Source organism: Paenibacillus sp. SN-8-1, from assembly GCF_050995535.1.
GTDB lineage: Bacteria > Bacillota > Bacilli > Paenibacillales > Paenibacillaceae > Fontibacillus.
This window is the reverse complement of sequence record NZ_CP194782.1, coordinates 972,883-993,920: the sequence shown is the minus strand read 5'-3', so window position 1 is coordinate 993,920 and position 21,038 is coordinate 972,883. Positions and strand designations below refer to the sequence as shown.

Annotated in this window: 20 protein-coding genes; 8 read left to right on the top strand and 12 right to left on the bottom strand. The window is 45.2% G+C overall.

What is annotated here, in order from left to right; genetic code table 11:
• Positions 1-230: 230 nt before the first annotated feature.
• The 3 genes from ACRRNK_RS04660 to ACRRNK_RS04650 all read right to left on the bottom strand — a co-directional run bounded on the left by ACRRNK_RS04660 (position 231) and on the right by ACRRNK_RS04650 (position 1,642).
• Positions 231-398 carry a hypothetical protein gene (locus ACRRNK_RS04660; RefSeq protein ID WP_433945641.1) on the bottom strand — a complete coding sequence of 56 codons (168 nt, stop codon included), beginning with the start codon at positions 396-398 and terminating at the stop codon, positions 231-233.
• Positions 399-606: 208 nt separating this feature from the next.
• Positions 607-1,071: a Dps family protein gene (locus ACRRNK_RS04655; RefSeq protein ID WP_433945640.1), complete on the bottom strand. Its 465-nt coding sequence runs from the start codon at positions 1,069-1,071 to the stop codon at positions 607-609.
• Between the two features lie 181 nt (positions 1,072-1,252).
• On the bottom strand, positions 1,253-1,642 hold the full coding sequence (locus ACRRNK_RS04650) for a DivIVA domain-containing protein (RefSeq protein ID WP_433945639.1): 390 nt from the start codon (positions 1,640-1,642) through the stop codon (positions 1,253-1,255).
• 279 nt (positions 1,643-1,921) lie between these two features.
• Here ACRRNK_RS04650 and ACRRNK_RS04645 point away from each other — a divergent pair, with 279 nt between their 5' ends.
• Positions 1,922-3,601 carry an alpha-amylase family glycosyl hydrolase gene (locus ACRRNK_RS04645; RefSeq protein ID WP_433945638.1) on the top strand — a complete coding sequence of 560 codons (1,680 nt, stop codon included), beginning with the start codon at positions 1,922-1,924 and terminating at the stop codon, positions 3,599-3,601.
• 50 nt (positions 3,602-3,651) lie between these two features.
• On the opposite strand, the gene tatA is transcribed toward ACRRNK_RS04645, so the two are convergent.
• Positions 3,652-3,855 (bottom strand): twin-arginine translocase TatA/TatE family subunit, encoded by a 204-nt coding sequence (gene tatA, locus ACRRNK_RS04640; RefSeq protein ID WP_433945637.1) that lies wholly within the window; start codon positions 3,853-3,855, stop codon positions 3,652-3,654.
• Between the two features lie 219 nt (positions 3,856-4,074).
• Between tatA and ytaF the strand changes: the two genes are divergently transcribed.
• From ytaF to ACRRNK_RS04625, 3 genes are all read left to right on the top strand, one after another.
• Entirely contained in the window at positions 4,075-4,692 is a 618-nt protein-coding gene (gene ytaF / locus ACRRNK_RS04635; protein WP_433945636.1) for a sporulation membrane protein YtaF, read from the top strand.
• A gap of 329 nt (positions 4,693-5,021) precedes the next feature.
• A complete protein-coding gene (locus ACRRNK_RS04630) occupies positions 5,022-5,957 on the top strand; it encodes a hypothetical protein (RefSeq protein WP_433945635.1) in 936 nt (311 codons plus the stop codon).
• A 75-nt stretch (positions 5,958-6,032) separates the two neighbouring features.
• Positions 6,033-6,296, top strand: a complete 264-nt coding sequence (locus tag ACRRNK_RS04625; RefSeq protein ID WP_433945634.1) for an NHLP leader peptide family RiPP precursor — start codon at positions 6,033-6,035, stop codon at positions 6,294-6,296.
• Between the two features lie 37 nt (positions 6,297-6,333).
• Here the strand turns inward: ACRRNK_RS04625 and ACRRNK_RS04620 are convergent, their stop codons facing one another.
• The 4 genes from ACRRNK_RS04620 to ACRRNK_RS04605 all read right to left on the bottom strand — a co-directional run bounded on the left by ACRRNK_RS04620 (position 6,334) and on the right by ACRRNK_RS04605 (position 12,179).
• Entirely contained in the window at positions 6,334-8,226 is a 1,893-nt protein-coding gene (locus ACRRNK_RS04620) for an ATP-binding protein (protein WP_433945633.1), read from the bottom strand.
• Between the two features lie 303 nt (positions 8,227-8,529).
• A complete protein-coding gene (locus ACRRNK_RS04615) occupies positions 8,530-9,540 on the bottom strand; it encodes a LacI family DNA-binding transcriptional regulator (protein ID WP_433945632.1) in 1,011 nt (336 codons plus the stop codon).
• A 108-nt stretch (positions 9,541-9,648) separates the two neighbouring features.
• Positions 9,649-10,425 (bottom strand): Cof-type HAD-IIB family hydrolase, encoded by a 777-nt coding sequence (locus ACRRNK_RS04610; protein WP_433945631.1) that lies wholly within the window; start codon positions 10,423-10,425, stop codon positions 9,649-9,651.
• A 308-nt stretch (positions 10,426-10,733) separates the two neighbouring features.
• Complete coding sequence (locus ACRRNK_RS04605) at positions 10,734-12,179, bottom strand: SulP family inorganic anion transporter (RefSeq protein WP_433945630.1); 1,446 nt, start codon at positions 12,177-12,179, stop codon at positions 10,734-10,736.
• Positions 12,180-12,360: 181 nt separating this feature from the next.
• Here ACRRNK_RS04605 and ACRRNK_RS04600 point away from each other — a divergent pair, with 181 nt between their 5' ends.
• Both ACRRNK_RS04600 and ACRRNK_RS04595 read left to right on the top strand, forming a co-directional pair.
• Complete coding sequence (locus ACRRNK_RS04600) at positions 12,361-12,537, top strand: hypothetical protein (RefSeq protein ID WP_433945629.1); 177 nt, start codon at positions 12,361-12,363, stop codon at positions 12,535-12,537.
• Between the two features lie 205 nt (positions 12,538-12,742).
• Positions 12,743-13,072 carry a hypothetical protein gene (locus ACRRNK_RS04595; RefSeq protein ID WP_433945628.1) on the top strand — a complete coding sequence of 110 codons (330 nt, stop codon included), beginning with the start codon at positions 12,743-12,745 and terminating at the stop codon, positions 13,070-13,072.
• Positions 13,073-13,161: 89 nt separating this feature from the next.
• Here the strand turns inward: ACRRNK_RS04595 and ACRRNK_RS04590 are convergent, their stop codons facing one another.
• The 4 genes from ACRRNK_RS04590 to ACRRNK_RS04575 all read right to left on the bottom strand — a co-directional run bounded on the left by ACRRNK_RS04590 (position 13,162) and on the right by ACRRNK_RS04575 (position 17,918).
• Complete coding sequence (locus ACRRNK_RS04590) at positions 13,162-14,259, bottom strand: Ger(x)C family spore germination protein (RefSeq protein ID WP_433946803.1); 1,098 nt, start codon at positions 14,257-14,259, stop codon at positions 13,162-13,164.
• A 1-nt stretch (position 14,260) separates the two neighbouring features.
• A complete protein-coding gene (locus ACRRNK_RS04585) occupies positions 14,261-15,358 on the bottom strand; it encodes a GerAB/ArcD/ProY family transporter (protein WP_433945627.1) in 1,098 nt (365 codons plus the stop codon).
• A complete protein-coding gene (locus tag ACRRNK_RS04580; protein ID WP_433945626.1) occupies positions 15,351-16,724 on the bottom strand; it encodes a spore germination protein in 1,374 nt (457 codons plus the stop codon). The genes ACRRNK_RS04585 and ACRRNK_RS04580 overlap by 8 nt, the downstream gene beginning before the upstream one ends.
• A 117-nt stretch (positions 16,725-16,841) precedes the next feature.
• Positions 16,842-17,918 carry a diguanylate cyclase gene (locus ACRRNK_RS04575; RefSeq protein ID WP_433945625.1) on the bottom strand — a complete coding sequence of 359 codons (1,077 nt, stop codon included), beginning with the start codon at positions 17,916-17,918 and terminating at the stop codon, positions 16,842-16,844.
• Between the two features lie 191 nt (positions 17,919-18,109).
• Between ACRRNK_RS04575 and ACRRNK_RS04570 the strand changes: the two genes are divergently transcribed.
• Together ACRRNK_RS04570 and ACRRNK_RS04565 are read left to right on the top strand one after the other, a co-directional pair.
• Positions 18,110-18,820 carry a peptidylprolyl isomerase gene (locus tag ACRRNK_RS04570; RefSeq protein ID WP_433945624.1) on the top strand — a complete coding sequence of 237 codons (711 nt, stop codon included), beginning with the start codon at positions 18,110-18,112 and terminating at the stop codon, positions 18,818-18,820.
• A 94-nt stretch (positions 18,821-18,914) separates the two neighbouring features.
• Positions 18,915-20,993 carry a class I SAM-dependent methyltransferase gene (locus tag ACRRNK_RS04565; RefSeq protein WP_433945623.1) on the top strand — a complete coding sequence of 693 codons (2,079 nt, stop codon included), beginning with the start codon at positions 18,915-18,917 and terminating at the stop codon, positions 20,991-20,993.
• Positions 20,994-21,038: the final 45 nt, after the last annotated feature.

Here is a 21,038-nt window from a genome sequence, read left to right as displayed (position 1 = left end):
TACAGGTAGAAGTCTAATCACAAAGCTTATGCTTCCGATGTAGCTTTCTTTCAGAAAGCTTGTAGGCGAACGCTCCGCTTCTCCAGAATCATTTCATACTCTTGACTACAAGTAATTTTTAAATTCAACTTATAAAGCATTTAAATTTAAACTTCATCTCAAAATCAAAAACACTCGTCCGATGATCGTCCGAGTGTCTTTAATGCAACCCATGTCCTATATGGTTAAATTTATAGTGCGGATGTCTCAGCCCGTTCGGTCCGAGCCGATTCCAGTGTCATTACATACTGGCGCGCAACCGGGACGTAAGTCTCTTGATCGATGAACAGCTCACTTCCCACAGGTTCACCATTTACTGTTATTTTAATTCTTTTAAAAGCTTTTTCTTGTTCTTTCATATTCATTCTCTCCTTTATACCTGCCACGGCGTCTTGCCGGTTATTCGTCTTCATTTGCGGTTAGATAAGTTGAACTTAAGAATTACCAGCTACTTGATTAATTTACCCACCGATCAAAATGCGAAACATCCGGCTATGATTTCTGCCATCTCACTATACGCAAAGACCCCATGCATAGGCATGGGGCCAAGGGTTAATTCTTAGTTCATTAATTGGCTATATAGGCAGAAAGCATCCAGATATGCTTATCCAGCGCAGTCTGAATTCCAAGCAGAAGATCTGCACTCGCTTCATCCCCGGCTTCCTCCGCAGCATGAATTCCTTCCTTCAACTGCGTAACTACCTCTCTGTAATCCTCAATAACAGCGGCGACCATTTGCTCAGCTGACAGCGTACCCTCCGCCTCTTGAATCGAAGCGATCGTAAGTGTCTCCTTCAAGGTTGCCACAGGCTTGCCACCGATAGCGAGAAGCCGTTCAGCAAGCTCATCTATGTAACCGGCAGCTTCTGTGTACAACTCTTCAAATTTCTCATGCAAAGTGAAGAAATTAGGACCTTTCACGTACCAATGGAAATGATGAAGCTTGGTATAGAGCACCGTCCAGTTCGCGATCTGAAGATTAATTTTCTGCTCCAGTACGGAACCTGTTTGATAGAGTGTTTGATTAGCCACAAGTCATTCCTCCTATATGATAAGACTTAGTAAATTATTGATCTAATTTAATTTTAGACTTGATCTAAATCTTGATATTATCATATCATACCGGATGCACTATGACATGAAGATTGCATGAATACTGGATGTGAATCATCTGAACAAGTATTCGTTCATATCTTCATATTTATACACTAGATCAAATGTCGAACTCCTTGCGAATGGTCAGTCTGAATTGCTCAATGCTTCGCTCCAAGGAACGTATTCCTTCATCTACCAGATGACGGTCTACTACATTGGTGTTCTCAAGCTTGGCCTTCTGGGCTGTCAATGCTCGCTTCTCTTCTTCCCAATAAGCCTGTCTCCGCTGTATTTCTTTATATTTATCGAGCAAATCCGTAATAATATCGTAAAAGCGCTCATAATCAATAATGACCTCATCCAGCAGCCGATCGACATCTTCCTTCTCATAACCCCTCATTTTCACAGGGAACTCCTTCTCATGGATAGATAGCGCATCGAGCTTGATCCCGAGTTGTCTGAACAAATCCTTTTGATCCTTTAGCTTGCGTTCGTAATCCTCCTGCATTTGAATCCCTCCATAACCTGAACAAATGAAATCTGATTGTTCTTTTTCTTCTTATAATGTATCACATTTCTAATACAGGAATACAATTGCCGACCTGTGAAAGGCACCATCTTCAGCAGACCTGATCCTAATAAGCAGAATCATGTTGGAACAAATCCCAAAGCAACCTGGCGCAAACGTTTACTAAACCGCTTTCATCTATTAATATGGGAATTAGCTCCTACTCAGACATTAATTCGTTAATCGCTACATTCCCTTGAAAGGATTGATTTCTTACCTATGTTCAATGGCTTAGCTCCAAAATCAGTGCACCACCTTCCCCGCTGGTTAACATCAGCAGCTCTGCTAGCTGCTTTGCTATCCGGATGCAGTTCGTCCTCTGCTCCTGATACGGGAACAACTCCATCCAAAGTAGTAAATGAAGCTCCTTCCCCAGACAATAAGACGGGTAACCAGGAAAGTGCTGCTTCAACATTACAACAAGGCTCAACCGTCTATTATGAAATATTTGTCCGATCTTATGCGGACAGTAATGGAGATGGGATCGGTGACTTGAACGGAATCACAGCCAAGCTTGATTATTTGAAGGATCTCGGTGTTGGAGGAATCTGGCTTACCCCGATCAATCCTTCCCCCAGCTATCATGGCTATGACGTTATCGACCACAGAGCTATCAATCCAGACTTTGGAACTATGGCCGATTTCGATACGCTCATTAAGGAAGCACATAAGCGAAATATCAAGATAATCATGGACTTGGTAGTTAATCATACAAGCAAGCAGCATCCCTGGTTCATCCAGTCAGCCAAGGATGAGAAGAGCAAATACCGCAGCTGGTATACATGGGCAGAAGATCAGAACCTGGAGCCTGAAGGAGTCAGTGCAACAGGCAGCGGCAATGCTTGGCATTCGCTTCTAGGGAGTCACTATTTGGCGCCATTCTCGGACAGCATGCCGGATCTGAATTTTGACAACCCTGAGGTGCGAAATGAGATTGAGGATATAGGTCAATTTTGGCTAAAAAAAGGGCTGGACGGCTTCAGATTGGATGCAGCCAAGCATATTTACGAGAATCTGCAGTCCGACCACAACGAGGCAACGACTGCGAAGAATGCCGCCTGGTGGCAGGAGTTCCGCAGCAGAATGAATGAAGTTAACCGCAAAGCCTATATGGTGGGAGAGGTGTGGGAGAACTCGGCTGCATCTGTGGCAGCCTACCTGGACCGGGCTTTCGATTCAGGCTTCAATTTCGGACTCGCAGAGCAAATCCTAAATGCCGTCTCCGGGGAAAAGGATAATAATCTCGCCTTCACGCTTAAGCGCACCTATGATTATTATGCTCAGAAGTCAAACGGCAAGTTCATCGATGCCGTGTTCCTCTCCAATCATGATCAGAACAGAGTGATGAGTGTCCTTGGAGGCGATACCCACCATGCCAAGATGGCGGCATCCATCCTGCTGACGCTTCCCGGCAATCCATTCATCTATTACGGGGAAGAGATCGGGATGAAAGGCTCCAAGCCTGACGAGGAAATTCGCGAACCCATGCAGTGGTATGCAGCCGGTAATGGTACTGGACAGACGAGCTGGGAGACAGCCGCGAACAATAGCGGAGAAGACGCCCCAAGTGTAGAAGCCGAATTGAAAGACCCGAATTCCTTACTTAGCCACTACAAAGAGCTCATTACCTGGAAAAAGCAGATCCCTGCGCTTCAGGGCGGTGGAATCGATGAATATAATCAGGATAATACCAGTGTGATGGCTTATATTAGAACATCCGGTAAAGATACTGCGCTTGTAGTTCACAATCTTTCGAGTGAGGAGCAGACGACCTCACTTACAAGTCCCTCAGGTGTACCCGCCTTTAAGAGTATCCTGAAGTCCACGGACAGCGCATCCAAGCTTGATGGGGCGAAGCTGCTGCTTCCTCCGTATAGTACCGTTATACTTACACCTTAATCTTTAAAAATCATACAAAAAGGGCACCCATTGCTGGGTGCCCTACTCATTTATTTACTATTTGCTTCTTCCAGCTTATTCGTATCTGTCAGCTTCTCTTCTTCCACAACATCTCCGCGTGCGCCTCGCTTAAACTCTTTCAGCATCGATCCGAAGCTGCGTCCGAGTTCAGGGAGCTTGCTTGGACCAAACAGCAGCAATGCAGCAATAACTAGCAGCAGCAAATGGGTTGGCCGCAATAAATTTTCAAGCACTATTATCACTCCTCAGTGGATCATACTCAAATTATACACGTTTACACGGCTCGTGGGTAACATTTTATCGACAAAAATGGAAACAATTCTTGCAGCATATCATTCCACCGGAGATCATATATTGGCTTACCCCAGCTTCACCTCGCCTTATTTCCAGAAACCAAACCGAGCAGATGGGCATATGCTGATGTCATAAGCAATGGTAAAGGGGCGAACCTCATGATTACTTATAGTTTGATGGCCGTCTTAGCAATTGGTTTGGCTTCCAACCTTGATAATGCCGGAGTTGGAATTGCCTATGGCGTACAAAAAATTCGTATCCCCTGGTATTCAAATCTGGCGATTGCCATCATTTCCTTTCTTGCAACCTTGGTATCCGGTCTATTCGGCAGTCTGATCTCGATATGGATGGAGCCTTGGGTCGGTCAGGTCATTGGCACCGTCGTCATCGTCGCCGTCGGTGTATGGGTCTTGCTGCAGCCCTTCCGGGAGAAGAGCAGCAGGCCAGAACCTGAGGGCAGTAACGGGAGTAACTTCACCCGCCTGCTCAGTAATCCTGAAGAAGCTGACAGAGACAGCTCCCAGTCCATCAGCCTTGCGGAATCCCTGCTGCTAGGCATAGCACTGGCTATGAACGCCTTGGCCGGAGGCTTCAATGCGGGAATCACGCACCTTAATGTATGGCTGACCTCTCTCTCCGTGGGCTTCTTTAGCTTTGTTCTGCTTGCCCTATGCTCCTTGTTCGGGGAACGTTATGCGGCCGAGAAGCTGGGCAACCGTGCTACAGTAGTATCGGGAGTTCTACTCATTATCATAGGAATTCATCAGATGCTCTGAATTCAAATGCAAGGGGCTGTCTCAAAAGACGCCCCTTGCATTTGTATAGGAGTTCAGTTTGGAGTTCGAGGGACTGCAAGAACGAACGTTGCTCCCAACGCTGTTGATTTTAAATTTCCGGAATGACTTTTTAGCGGATGAAATCTAAAACCAAAGACGACCATTACCGCTTGTACACAATCGTTCATCCGATGTCTGGCTTTTAATATTGGGGTCCATTCGAGGTCCATAAGAAAATTCAAATCAAATACGAACTAATTTAAAATTAAGAACGTTATGTATATAACACAGCTGTGTAATCAAAAAATCATATGATGGGGGGACGAAATATGGAGGGATGGTTACATGCTTATGAAGAGGACATGCAGTGGGTCTTCGCAGAAGCAGAGAGAATTATTGGGGAGATGCCCGGTACTTTCGGGACTACTGGTCTGAAGATACTGAATCAGGCCAATGTATTGAAAGAAGACAGTTCGAGTAACTACATCAGTTTTCTATTACCCTTATGGCTACGGGGCTGTTCACAGTTAAGTATTCCAGACAGCCGCAGATTCTCACTCGCTAATATTTTTGGCATGATGTATTTCCAGCTCATTGATGATGTGATGGATAGCCCGGGTGAAAGCTCCCCGGAGATTCTTCCGCTCGCGAACCTGCTTCAGCTGGAGTTCATTTCTATCTACAGCTCGTATTTCCCGGCTGAATCCTTATTCTGGAGCTATTACCGAACCTATTTACAGCAGTGGGCTGAGGCTGTGACCCATGAGAATCAAGAGAACTACTTCATGGATAATCCGGTACGCATGGCCCACAAGGCCGCTCCAATCAAGTTATCCGTTGCAGGCAGCCTCATTCTGTCTGAGCAGCTCTCACTGATTCCTGTGCTCGAAGATGCTACCGATAACACTCTAATCACACTGCAAATGCTGGATGATGCCATGGATTGGAAGAAAGATATGGAGGAAGCGAATTACAATAGTCTGGTCGCCTTTATTCGTGCCAAGCTCAAGATTCCAGCTGATCAGGCGATATCACGGGAACAGATCGAACAAGCTATCTACATAGACGACTGTCTTATCCATTATTCAGAACAAGCTTCAGCTAACCATTTTCAGGTTCAAGCCATTAATGAAATGGCACCACACTTAAGAGATTTCAGTCATCATTTGCTTGAAGAGCTTCTAAACGTAACGAAAAATATCGAAAAAGATCGAATCCTGTTGCAAACAGGAGGATTGAACTATTGGCTTTCTAAAAATGTATAAAATTACTAGATAAACCATCGACTATATGATACATTGTAATTGGAACAAAATACCTAATTTGAAAGGAAGATTACTATGTCAACTGATGCTATTCTTACAAATCAAGTAATTCAAAAAGCCTGGCAGGACCCAAGTTTCAAGGAACAACTCCTGGCTAATCCCAAGAAAGCTATCCAAGATGCATTAGGTGTAATCCTTCCAGAAAATATCAGAGTTAATGCTGTGGAAGAAAAGCCGGACGAGTTCTATCTGATACTGCCACCTAATCCGGCTGGGGCTCTGAATAAAGTTGTTGCAACAAAATCTGCTTGGGGGACAGGATCCCCTGATCGAGGCTAACTAACTAACTTATACTTAATCTTAAATCTCCGGTTTCCTAAACCATAGGAAACCGGAGTATTGCCTCAGTTCCTATCCCCTTCTCACTCTTAAAGATCAGCTCCCCATTCATCACTTCAATTATACTGTATGTAACCATTAGTCCTAGTCCAGTTCCCTTACTTTTATTAGAAAAGTAGGGCTCGCCAAGCCGAGCAAGCTCCGCTGCATTCATGCCCTCCCCATTATCCTTCACATGGATATAGATCTGTCCTTCTTTCTCATATGCCCAAATATGAATTTCTCCTTGACCATGAAGAGCCTCAATACTGTTCTTGATGATGTTAATGAAGGCCTGCTTGAACTTGGAAGAATTCCCTTTAACCTCAAGCAGAGGTGGAATATCCATAGTAATCCGCCCGCCTTGAAGGTTAGCCATAGGTACCAAGATCCCCTCAATATGAATGAACTCATTCAGTATATTCAGAACCGTGTTCTTCCCGGCTTCGGGCTTCGCAAAGGTAAGAAAGTCCGTAATAATTCCGGATGCGCGATCAAGCTCCTCCAGAGCCATATTCAGGTAGATCTTGTCTTGGGACTGCTGCTTCTCACCTAAAAGCTGAAGGAAACCACGTGTAACCTGTAGCGGATTTCTAACTTCATGGGCCACGGAAGCGGCAAGCTCACTGATAATCTCCATTTTCTCAGAACGCTGCATTTCATCATTGAACAGTTCCAACCGCTGGGAGTATTCCACAAGTTGTTCATGATTCCTGGCAAACCTTCTTCCGAGAATAATAATAAGTCCTAGTAGGAAACAGATTAACCCCAATTTCCATAAAACAAAATCATATTTCTGATCTTCGATATAGTACCAAACCAACTCACCCAAACTTAGTGAGGCTAGTAAAGTAAATGCTATCGAAAATATGATGGCTTCCATATTCCCTTTCTTAGCCTCAATAATCGCAACACTAATCAAAATCACAAACTCGGTGATCATGATGCAACCCATTATAGTTGTGGTAAGCAAGTAGTATAGAGTATCGTAATTATGATCATTGATAACATTAAAGATTCCAAATGCAAAACAAAGCAGTGAGTAAGTTGCGTGAAATCTGCGGAGAATCGTTATAATCGAGAAAAATCCTTTTCCAAAAACTTTCTCAAAGAAGAAATTCATAGAATACAGCAGAACAAACAAGGAAATATCAAATACCCACGGCGTAGTTTTCGCATTAACCTGATAAAAGGTGTATAAGAAAGACGAATATGTAACAACCAATAGGCCGCTGGATAGAATAACCATAGTTAACGCAAGCCAAATAGATAACAATTCAATATTTAGGAAGAACAGACATAGCAGCATGATAATAGCTATAAAAATCAGAGACCCGCTCAGCACAAAATCAAAAATATCTCGCTTCACATAATACTTCTGAAGTTCATCATAGTTCCCAACTCGAACTAAATCCTTCACCAGTCCCATTCGTGCCGTTTCGGAAGCCAAACCAATATATACTTTTTCCGCATAGTTCGAGGTCTTGAACGGAACAATAATCTTCTTAATTCCGTATACTTCTTCACTCGGAGATTCATAAATTTTATGATCACCAATATATACATAGACTTTACTAGCAAACACCTTATCCAGCAATATAGCCTGAGTTCCCTCATCCATAGATGGCAAGTTAAATTTGATCCAGGCCTCTGTGGCATTTCCTGGTCTTCCGGGCATGGGATTGCTAAGATCCGCTGAATGCCAACCATTGATTGTCTTAATCTGCGTGCTGTCTCCAGGCATATCCAGACTATCCACCCAGCCCACACTCCATTTAGGAACACTGTAGGCGTCTAACTTCTTGGTATTTAACAGGCCAGTTTGGAACAGGGCTAGTCCCAGCCCCACTAAAACCATTACGATAATGCTACCTTTAAGCAGACCCTTCATTTATACACCTCGACGATTTAATAGAACCCTCTCACTTATTACTCAAGCACCGAAAGAATTCTGGAAGTTTGTCTGACTGAAAAGTTATGTGTATTCACAATAAAAGCACCTTGTAATGGTGCTTTGTAATCCCTATCTCTCAGTTGGCAGGTTGCTTGCCGACTCTCTTAAGACTATCAAATTTTTCCATTTAGGTAAATACTTTTGCTTAAACTCATAGGTATTAAGTTCCAAAATACCCAGTTGCATAGGAAAAGAGACCCCCGATTTCTGGAGGTCTCTTTTAAGAGATACAAATAAAAACTATGCATTACGCTGGCAGGAGTCTCTAACGATCAGCTCCGTAGGCAGGATCTCGCACTGAACCTCAGTGGCTCCCTCAATGGTGCTGATTAACATGTCGGCTGCCCTGCTGCCTAGCAGATGAGTATCCTGCCTAATCGTTGTCAGTGCAGGCGTAAGGAACTGAGCCATTTCAATATCGTCAAAGCCTATTATTGAGATGTCCTCAGGTACACGCAGTCTCCGCTCCCGTATCGCCTGGATCGCCCCCACCGCAAGATTATCCCCAGCGGCAAAGACGGCGGTAGGAAGCTCCTCCAAGCCTAATAATTGCTTCATCGCATGGTACCCACTCTCTACTGAGTAATCGGCAGGGCCTTCTACAACATATTCCGGCTTCAAGGCAATACCCAGCTTGTTCAAAGCCATCTGATAACCTTCATGCCGCTTCTCTCCAGCGAAGGTAGCCAGTCCACCTGAAATATGGGCAATCCTGTGATGACCAAGCGAATACAGATATTCTACAGCCTTAACTCCTCCTTCGATATTATCCGAGCTGATCGTACTGTACGAAGTGGAGTGCTGATCAAGCATAACCATTGGTATATTGCTGTCCATCAATTCATGGAAGTAAGGATCGGCTGGATCCGGTAAAATAACAATAACACCGTCCACACCTCTTATTTTGCAGTGTTCCAGATATCCGCTCTTTCGGCCCCCAATATCTTTGGAAATGAACATCAGATCATAACCTTTGGAAGTGGCCACCTTCTTGAATCCATCAATTACCCCGCCGAAATAAGGATGCCGAATCCCTGACCCCGCAGGCTCAATAAAGAGCATTCCGATTGTCCAGGAACGCTTGGTGGTCAAGCTTCGTGCATTCGCATTGGGTACATAACCCATTTCAGCCGCCGTATCCAGAATGATCCGCCTTGTCTTCTGACTCACATCGGTGTAGCCATTGAATACCTTGGAGACGGTGGTCGGTGAATAACCGGTTACTCGAGCGATATCGTATATGGTGATCAAAGGGGTTCAACTCCCGGATTCATGATATGCCATGTATTCTTCTGCAAATTGTAGACAAGGGCATCAGAGAAGTCAATAATAAAAGCCGTTACCCTACAGCTCACCCCTCTATATTAATCCGAGCTTCTGCAGGCCATACATAATCCCGTTCTGTCCCACATCCTTTGTTGTATATCTCGCGATTCGCTTCACCGCCTCAAGCGCGTTGCCCATCGCTACACCGTGACCAACAAACTGCAGCATTTCGATATCGTTCAGATGATCGCCGAAAGCAACAACCTCTTCCCGGTTAGCTCCCGCATACTCTATGAACTTTGAAATTCCAGCAGCCTTGGAGCCGCCTTGTGGCAGAATATCGGTAGCTACCTCATCCCATCTCACAAATTTAAGGGGCTGATCGAACTTAAGCAGATAATCAGGCTCCTCTTCCTGCGTACAGAACACAATACACTGGAAAATCTCCCTGTCCAAATAATACTCTGGATCATATCCCGGAAGGTCCATTTGATGGGGGATGTAGCTTGCATCGACCCGATCATGCTGAACCACGTTCATCTTCATGGCCTCTTCGCCAACATATAGAATCGGATTGTTCTTCTGGATTGAGAACTCGGTGAGTGATTGGATAATTGCCGGATCAATAGGGTTCTTGTATATGACCTTGCCCTGATACACCACGTACTGTCCATTTAGCGACACGAACGAATCAATTCCCAAGGTCTCTCTGATCTCCTTGAAGGCATAGGGTGCACGGCCTGTAGCAATCGCTACTTCATGGCCCAATTTCTTCAAGGACTGAACAGCCTGAATGGTCGAGTCAGGCAGCTTCTTTTGATGATCCAGCAGCGTGCCGTCTATATCAAAAAATATTAATCTTCTCTTCATGATTATCCCTCGCAGTATTATATAAGTTAAACTATTGAATTACCCTAAGACGGCCGTGTGAAATATTCTTCCGATCGCTGTTGCTCCTAGATTTCTTAATTAAATTATATGGTGGAAATCCAGTCACAAAGCATATGCTTCCGATGTAGCTTTCTTTCAGAAAGCTTGTAGGCGAACGCTTCGCTTCTCCAGAATCATTTCACACTCTTGTCTATTTGTAATTTTTAAGTTCAGCTTATATAGCTAATTAAGTTGACGAGGATAATCATAGAATATGAAATGCATTTCAGGTCAAGTGTAATTCCTGCCTAGCCTTGGGCATACCCGGCTTTCTCCATCAAAGATTTACTTTCTTCATTCAGACCTTGGATTCTAACCTCTTTTCCAAGCTCTTCATACTTGGCAGTCACTTTGGAAATCGCATGGATAGCTGAATGATCCCATACATGTGATTTGGAGAGGTCTATAACAATAGTTCGGGGATCTTCGTAAGCCGGGAACAAATGAATGAACTGTGCAGTCGTGCCGAAGAAGAGCGGTCCGGTCACAGTGTACTTTTTCACACCGTGGGCGTCAGTCTCCGTAGTAGATCTAAGGCGTGCTGCTCTCCAGCCAAAGGATACCGCACTCAGCACTACCCCACAGATCACACCGATAGCCAGGTTGGAAGTTACAACCACGATGAGGACTGTGGCCACCATGACGACCGCGTCGGTACGCGGAATTTTATGCAAGGTTCGAAGGGAACCCCAATCGAACGTTCCGAAGGACACCATGAACATGACTCCCGTTAGGGCAGCCATGGGAATCTCCCGAACAACATCACCCAGCACCAGAATAAGAAATAGTAGGAAAGCGCCCGCGACAAAGGTAGATAACCGGGTGCGTCCACCAGATTTGACGTTAATCACGGTCTGTCCGATCATGGCGCAGCCGGCCATTCCGCCGAAGAATCCGGTGATCACATTGGCAATCCCCTGTCCGCGGATCTCACGGTTCTTATTGCTCCCCGTCTCCGTAAGCTCATCAACCAGTGTGGCGGTAAGCAGAGATTCCGTCATCCCTACAACGGCCAGAGCCAGTGAATAAGGGAAGATCACGAGCAGCATATCGAAATTCAGCGGGATCTGTGGCAGATGGAAGAATGGCAGTGATTGTGTAATATTCCCCATATCGCCAACTGTCCTTACATCAGCTCCTGCAAATACGGAGACCAGCGTCATCACGATAATAGCTACCAATGCCGAAGGAACCGCCTTAGTCAGCAGCGGGAACAAGTAGATGATGAGCAGCGTTCCTGCCAGGATCGCGTAGACTTCCCAGGAAGCTCCTTCGAAGTTAGGCAGCTGGGCCATAAATATAATGATGGCCAATGCATTCACGAATCCGACCATGACGGAATGAGGGACAAAAGTAATAAAGCGTCCGAAGCGAAGCGCCCCCATCACCCACTGTAGAATTCCGGTAAGCAACGTGGCCGCAAATAAATATTCGATTCCGTATCCGGCAATGAGCGGCCCCATTAATGAAGCCATGGCTCCGGTTGCAGCGGAGATCATCCCTGGTCTTCCCCCAAAGAATGAAATACTTACAGCTATCGTAAATGAAGCATAAAGTCCGACCATGGGGTCGACTCCTGCCATGATTGAGAAGGCAATGGCCTCGGGTATTAAAGCAAATGCGACGGTAAGTCCGGACAATATATCTCTCCGGGTATTTCCCAAGAAACCTCGTTTCAACCAATCCACAAACAAAAAAATTCCACTCCTCTGTATTTATCTCTTAAGTCATCCCTTCAAGTATAAGGCACACGTCAAGTGCAGCAACCTGACTTTCAGTAGCGCCCTGCCCGTTTGTTTCAACTTCTACGCATGCGTGTATTAATTATCAATAACACAATCAGATCAGCTTTTAACGGAAAAGGAGGAGAATATCATGATTAATCCCCAGGAACGTACAGAGGTAAACAATGTTGAAGTGGAAAGAAGGGACATTCAGCATAAATCCGATTCCAGTATGGTTGCTTCAACCTTCATTAAATACGCTGCGTACATTATCCTGTTCTTCGGATTCCTCTATTTTCTCGTCAAATACGTATTCCCTAAATTTTAAGCTTCAAGTAACTTAATGAATACCCCGAGGAGCCGAGCTCTTCGGGGTATTGATCGTTTCACCGCCACTCGCCATGCTCCCTCCCCCGCTTCGAACCCAACTTTGATTGGCTGCCAACTCAGTCTCTTTCGTTTGGAAAAAGCCTGTTTGGGGTAAGCTCCAAGTAGACCCTATTTTAGTGTAACCCTGAAGGAGGACCACGCCTATGGATCGTGAACGTAACCAATTGAACCCGGATAACCGCGGAGATCAGGAATATGAACAATATAAAATTTTAGCGGACTATGACCCGGAGAACGACATTCCAAGTGATGACCTGCTCCCTCATGATACCCGGATTACTCAAAGCTTAAGCTCCTATGGAGATGAAGAGATGGATACTTACACAGACACCGCTGTAGATGCTCCTCTTGAGGATGTACCCGATGCAGATGCTATACAGGAGAACAGCCCGGTTGATCCGGCCACCCCGCCTGAGATCATTATGCATGGTACGGATTTGATCAATGGGTACGATGGCGGAGACGAGGAATAGAATTAGAATCTTAATCGCAAATGGCCACAGTCTTCATCATAGAAGCTGTGGCCATTTGTCTTGGTTCTTTCCATAGAGACTGCACTTTATTAGCGAACCATTCCTGTATAATTGATTTTCACATTACTTTGCACGCGGAATTCCAGTTGCTCACTAAGATCAGCCCAGTCCTTTTGCTCCGTTGAATTATTCCAGTGCGTAGCATAGTAATGCAATCCCCAGCCCAAGGGATCACATTTAGTCTGGTGCATTTTCGAGAGAGCCTGTTTTACATGATCATTAAGCTGCTCTCCTGCGGCTTTGGACAAATTTTTAAGCAGCTCCTCGGTAGAGATAACTCCGTTACTAGTTTCCTCCAGCTCAGCTAGCATCTTAATTTTATACTCGATATAGGGAGCACCATTCTTCGGAGTTACTATCTTATACTTCGCTTTGGAAGTCTCCACATTGTAAGCATATTTAAGACCTTCGAAATCCACATTAAATGAGGTTTTGAGATTCTTCGTTTTGAGTAAGTTATATATTCTCGTCTCATCAGGATCTAACACAGCTACAGCTTTACTTTTGTTGAACACATAGGCTTTGTTGATCAGAAATTCATGGTCACTCCTCATCTCAACCAGAGCAAGGACAGGATCTACTCCTGTCTCATCAATGCGTCTCTGCAAGATATAGGAATAGGCAGGCGGAACAATAAAGGGAGATTCCGTTCCATCCTTACTTAAGGCAAGGAGAAGCGAATTCGCAGGAATGCGCTCCGTTACAGGCTGCACATTGAGCACCTCTTTCGCTGAAGGCTTTGCTACCGCTGTAAAGATGGTAAGCTGGAGATCTCTTCTGCGCATCAACCAGTCCAGCGCCTCCTTAATATCCTTTCGGGCATAGTTCTCCCCGAAAAGGAGTGCCTTGCAGTGCCCAAAATCAAGCTCTTTATCGACTCTGGACTTAATCTCACGGGCAATCTCTGCGATGGTGTCTCCTTCCTGTGTCATGATCTGTACCTGCTCTTCTGCTTTCTTAGGATCCCCCTGAGGTATAGCAATCTTGAAAGTAGCACTCAGCTTACCCGGATTGTTCTCCGATTCATCGATGCCTATTGCTATAACAAACAGCCTAAGGTCAATATCTTTGAATTTGCATCCTTGAAGGGGGAGGATTAACAAAAGAACCAGCAGACAGATCACCATTCTATTCACGTTTCTTAGCCCCCCTCAATTTATGAGCTAGATATACACTTGCGATAAGAAATATTTCAGCAACAAGCCGAATATTTAGAAACCAAAGCCCAGCACGATTCCGGAGAAATTGACCTGTATTCAATGCGAACAAGGCAGCAATACAGAATGCCAGGATCATCCACCATTCCGGGTCAACTTTTCGCTTCTTCTTCTCTTTAATCGTAAATACGCCTTTAAACATCTCAAGTGCCACATGCCAGTGAACGATGGAGCTCACTAGCGATAACGTCAAATAAGTAAAGTAGAAGAAGAACAGTACCCGTTCAATAATGAAATTCTTCGTACGGAGCACATCCGCCGTGGAGAACCACGGGTATACGTGTCTTTCTACACCCAAGGTCCCTTGATAACCGACCGGTATAAGTACGGATGTAATTAGAACTAAGAATCCCACAACACCAATCAACCAGATATGTCTTATTCGAACCTTGTTAAATGTCCGGTTAAAGATGGCTAAGTTAAGATACCCGGTGAATATGAAGGTGGCATCAGCAATCGCTCCATATGAGGGTACTTTGAATGAGTAGGTGATTACCTGCATGACCGCATCCCAGCTGAACATAGGATTCAGAAGCGCTTTGATCAAGACATAGATGATGATCGGCACATTAAGAATAATCACTACTTCAAGGGCATAGAGAATCGATTCAGCTGTTAAACGGATAGCCAGGCAGACAACAACCAGAAAGCCAATCATAATCAAAAGTGACGATACATCGCTGGTAATATACCTCATCGTTACGTCTACGAACGAGATTAAGGTAATTAATCCCGCCATGTACCAGAATAACGTATGACCGAATAGCATGGCTTTGGATACCAGCTTCGGATAGTTCGCGTTATAAATTTCCGGCAGCCCCTCACCGGGAAATTTATTCAACATCTTAACGCACAGATACATAAGCGTTAGTCCGATTGGAACAGAGACTACAATCGCCATCATAGCTCCGTTAAAGCGCTCTGCAATTAGCCCCCGAGGTACGAAATTGACAATATTGATCAAGGCATTAAGTAGAAAGAGAAAGTAAAAATATTTGTTCTTAACCATTATCTCTCTCCCTCTGTGCATTGTTCATTCTGACTCTCTCAAGTGCAAATATCTTGAAATAAGGCTTCCCAAAGCTCCGCAGACTAGACAGATACATGATCACACTGACTAAACCGAGCACAATTCCCAAGAAGCCATATAGAGTAGCCAGAAGAATAAAGGGATATTTGATTACCCTTACCGTGAACCCCATCATATTCATCGGGATGACAAAGTTGGATATCGCCACCGCCGAGACGAGAATGATCATAATATTGCTGACAAGCCCCGCTTCTGTAGCAGCCGTCCCCAGAATAAGCCCGCCTACAGTCGTAGCCGTTGGGCCGATGGCTTTAGGTAATCGTAAGCTCGCCTCGGTCAGGAATTCCATCATGAGGAGCATAATTATTACTTCGATATAAGAGGGATAGGGAACGGTTGCTCTGCTGCCCGCCACTAACAACGCAATCTGCACCTTCCATACCTCAGGATTGTACGAGGTGAACGCCACATATAGACTGGGAATTAGTACGGTAAGAATTAGTCCAAGATAGCGAATCCCCTTGAGGAACCATCCAACCGGAAGCACCTGAAGCTTGTCATCCATGGCAGTGAAGAAATCATTAAACACCGCAGGCAGGATGACCGCAAATCCCGCAGTATCCACAATAAGGACGATCTTCCCCTCCGAAATGTTGAAGACAGCCCGGTCCGGCCGTTCAGTTACAATCGTTGTAGGGAACAAGCGATATTTATTGCCTGACAGATACTTATCCAGTTCTGACGCAGCTTGGAGAATATCAATCGAGATTCCATCCAGACGTTTTTTTAATTCTTTCAACACCTCGGGATCAATCCGTGTCTCATCATACATAATGGCTATCTTGGTCTTCGATTTGTGACCGACTGTTGTGGTCTCCGCCTTCAGATCACCCGACTGGTAACGGCGCCGAATCAAATTCATATTTACATCAAGGCTCTCATTGAAAGAATCTGATGGCCCCTGAACGATAACCTCTGTCTGTGCATCTTCTACAGGCCCTGCTTCAACACGAACAGCATCAAACAAATACACCTTGTCCTCATTAAAAAAAATACCTATATAACCATCAAGCAACAGCTCCAGGATTTCTTTCATCTCATTACTTGACTTACTTCCAGGAAAAGAAGCAATGTAATCTTCATAGACCTTCTCGTCCTTCATTTCAAAGAAAGGGCTAATCACAAACTGGTTCACCGTGTCGGAGTTAGATACACTTCGCAAGTAAATAAGGTTCACCTGTTGATCAGAGGTGCCCAAGCAGCGCTGCTCCAAGTCCGAACTCTTGGACAACTTCTCCCGAGCACACTTCAGAAGACTGTCTGATTCCTTCCTGCTACCTGGCATGTGCAATTCCCTCCTCTTGTAAAATTCCATTTCATTCACGGTTTACCTATTTTGGCACAAAGAGAAGCAAACCATACAAAAAAGAGGAAGAAATACCATGGGTATTCTTCCTCAATGTTAATTGCTTATAAGACAAACTTGGTTTCGCCCTGCTTCTTTGGCGGCATATAACGCTTGATCCGCTTTCTCGAACAGTTGCTCTTGGTCAATATCCGGATAGACTGAAGCGCCGATTGATATCGTCACACAAATGCTTTCACCTTCAGGCAGGACAAAGATCTGATTCTCGACATTTCTCCTTAATTTCTCAGCTGCTTGCCATACTTTGTCTACCCCGCAGTCGTCCACGATGACCACAAATTCTTCTCCACCTTTACGGGCAATGTAATCTCCAGGATGAAACGTATCCCGAAGTACATTCGCCAGCTGGGAGAGTACAGCATCCCCGGCCGAATGTCCATACGTATCGTTGACTTGCTTGAAATGATCGATATCGATGACAAGCAGGGAGAACACATCCGGCTCGCTGTAACTGGCTTCCACCTTGGAATCGAAAAAAGCTTTAAATGCTCTGGGGTTATGCAGACCTGTAAGGAAATCCCGGTGTGCCGCTTCCTTCATCATACGGAGCAGATCATCCGACCTTCTTAAGTACCTCAGTAGGTAATAGGTGAACATGCCTGCAAGTGTGAATAGCAAGGAGAACGGAATAAGCACAGCAACTATGTTCCCGTGTAAAGTGAAATAGAACGTGGCTAGAGATGTGACCAGTGACAAAGCCAGTACAAGGACCCCTTTGCTCAATTTGAATTTCCTTTGCGACGGCAGCAGCCAAACCGCTACCAGGAACGTTACCACGGCATTCAAGGCTCCGAATATGGAGGCCGAGCTCAGTCCGTGAAGAAAGATCAGTCTGTATATCGCGATGATGAGCATCGTCCAGAACCCCGATACGGCTCCTCCCAAGTATACGGACACTATAATGGCAAGCTGCCGGAAATCCGCGACAACCAGGCTGTTGATCGGAAAAGCGAAGTGTATCAGCAGCAGTCCAAACAATCCAAGGGCAACCCCGCTTATAAAAAGATTCAGTTTATGATCCAGTCTCCCTTTCAGAAAGCGAGTCCGGGCCATATTTCCAAAGAAAAGAAACGAAGTCAACAGCGTAAAATTATTAATTAGTTTCTCAAACATAGAAGATACCTCGCATGCGTTCATGATGTTGAATAGGCAGTGTTATGAATATCTTACGCAATTGTTTCCAGCATAGCATACTTGAAGAATGACAGCGTGAACTTCTCAAGTTCTATCAGCTTATTTCTCTCCTGTGATTAAAGAAGGTATAATAGATCCTGAGACAAATACAAAGGAGATTAAGAAAACAAATGAAGAATGCAATGAAAACCCGGCCGATCTTCATCATCATGCTGGTGATGTTCGTCCTCGTACTCTCAGCCTGCGGGGGCAAGAAGAAGGCCGCTGATATCGGGTCCCAGGCTGCCCCTGCCGCTCCAGTCGAGACTAGCCAAGATACGGCTGCCGAAAGTCTGCAGGACAAAATTGCGAACAAAGACAGCAAGAATCCGGTCGTAACCATTGAGATGGACAGCGGCAAAACCATTAAAGTGGAGCTCTATCCTAAAGTTGCACCGAACACGGTGAACAACTTCATCTCTCTAGTCAAAAAGGGCTTCTATGATGGAACCATCTTCCACCGTGTCATTCCCGGCTTTATGATTCAAGGCGGGGACCCTGAAGGCACAGGTGCAGGTGGTCCTGGCTACAACATAAAGGGCGAATTCACCCAAAATAACTTCGAGAATGACCTTAAGCATACGCGCGGCGTCATTTCCATGGCCAGAACCCAGATGCCGGATACAGCCGGATCCCAGTTCTTTATTATGGCAGCCGATTATCCAAGCCTGGATGGCCAGTACGCCTCATTTGGTAAAGTAACCGATGGCCTGGATGTTGTCGATGAGATTGTGAACCAACCCCGCGACGCCAATGATGCCCCTAACACCAAGCAGGTCATGAAGAAAGTCACCGTAGATACCTTTGGTGTTGATTACAAAGAGCCGGAGACGATCAAATAATTATCAGGTTATCAGGGACAGGCCGGGATGAATTCATCCCTGGCCTGTCTTTTGTTATAATTTGATACTAGAACCTGCAGAGGAGGAATGATCGATGCTTGCATCACTCTCAGCAATTGCTGATTATCGTGAAGGTCATGAATCAGTTACGAGCCATAACGAATGGCTGAGTTATATTGTCACCGCAGAACAGACCATCTTCAATCTGGAGCGTATCCACTCATTTCACGAACTGGAAGATGTTAATCCGGTGCTCGATTATGTTGAAAGAACCTTACTTATTCTGGATAAGCTTCCCTTGTCCTTCTGGATCAAAGAGATTATAGAAGAAGTACTCATCTGGTCCGAGGTATCCAAAGGAGGCACCCTTCGTCAGCGCAAAGCCTGGCAGAAGCAAGGTATAAATCTATTTGTACATAATATCGGCTCTGCTCAAATTTATATTGAGAAGAATCATTCAACAGTTCAAAATGAACGCCTTAAAGTCATTAATACCCTGGTTGCGACACATGGACTCATCGGTCAACAGCTCCGTGGTGAGGTTCCATTTATAGAGAATGAACCTCTACAGGACTTGGTAAGCACCGGTATGCTCTCTCCGGATGAACTTGTGAATATCCTGCTTCCTCTCAATCAATGCATTATCGCCGGGGTGTCCGAGGACCTATGGGCTTCAATTAAGGGAGAAGTAGAGGCGCTGATTAAGCAGATTGCTTATCATACCTATTCAGGGGAGCCAACTGTACTCCAGCGGCTGCGACTGCTAAGAACTCTTTCCATTCGTAACGGTGAACGTTTCGACACAGAGATCAGCCTGATCCAGGAGCAGATAGACCTTGAGCATAGTCTTGATCCAATGAAGACACAGACGCTTTGGTATGTAGAATCGGCTCTACAGGATTTCTCACTGGACGAATTCATCAAGATACTCCTTCTAGCTGTAAGGCATGAGACTACCGTCCTTCCGGTACGTCATGTCAGCTTCGAGAGACTGATGAATCTAATGTATTACGACTATAAGGGCACCAAGAAAATAAATGTCTATAAGAAACGGATTATCGAAAAGTACCTGCTTGATCTCTCCTTGCCGATGATCGTGAACGGACAAAGCATAGCAAGTCCGCATCTCAAGCACGCCCTTCAGCATCATCCAGAGATTCCAGATACCCTGTTCTTCACATTCGAGTTCTCTCCTGCGGCAGAGAAGCTAATTGAATTCTGTATCGAGGCAGAGAAGTCGCCCCTCTATGAGAAGGCAGTCCTCATGCTGTTCGACCTGTTTGACCTTCGGCGTGACGCCTATGACCGCTTCCATAACGAAGAGGACTACCTTGCAGGTATGAACCAGACAGCCGATTACAAGAAAGTAATTCTGGAATATATCGTTGGGGACAGGGCCATTGATATTGGTCCAGGCGGAGGTGTAATGCTTGATCTGATTGAGCGGGAGCTCCCTCATATTCAGGCAACCGGTATCGATATCTCAGCCAATGTCATTGAAGCGCTTGAACGCAAGAAGCAGCTAGAGGGACACAACTGGAATGTGCTCAAGGGAGATGCTCTCCATCTCTCCAGCTATGTGAAGCCAGGCCGGGCAGACACCATCATCTTCTCGTCCATCCTTCATGAGATGTATTCCTATATTGAGTTTGAAGGAAGGCGATTCAATCATGATACCATCGCGGCAGCCCTGATCAGTGCTTTCGAGGTCCTCCCTGCAGGAGGAAGGATTATTATCAGGGACGGTATTATGACTGAGCCAGCTACGCTCAAGCGGCGCATTCGCTTTCTGGAAGCGGACGGGCTGGAATGGCTGCAGAGGTATAAGAAAGATTTTGCCGGGCGAAATATTGAGTTTGAAATCTGCGGCGAACAGGAAGTACAGATGCCGATTAATGATGCTATGGAGTTCCTCTACACCTACACTTGGGGAGAAGAGGCTTATGTTCACGAAGTCCAGGAGCAGTTCGGTTATTTCACTCCAAGCGGCTACTTGGATTTCATCCATTCAGCCCTGGGAGACGCCGCTCTAATTGTGGAGAACCGTCATTTTCTTCAAGAAGGTTATACGGAAGCTCTCCAGAACAGGGTCCTGTTCATGGACGAGCAGGGTATGCCGGCACCGCTTCCTGACAGCACATGCCTGATGGTGATCGAGAAAGTGAAGGCTTAGTATACATTTCACATTCGAGTACCCCTTGATCGCAAATGTAGAAAT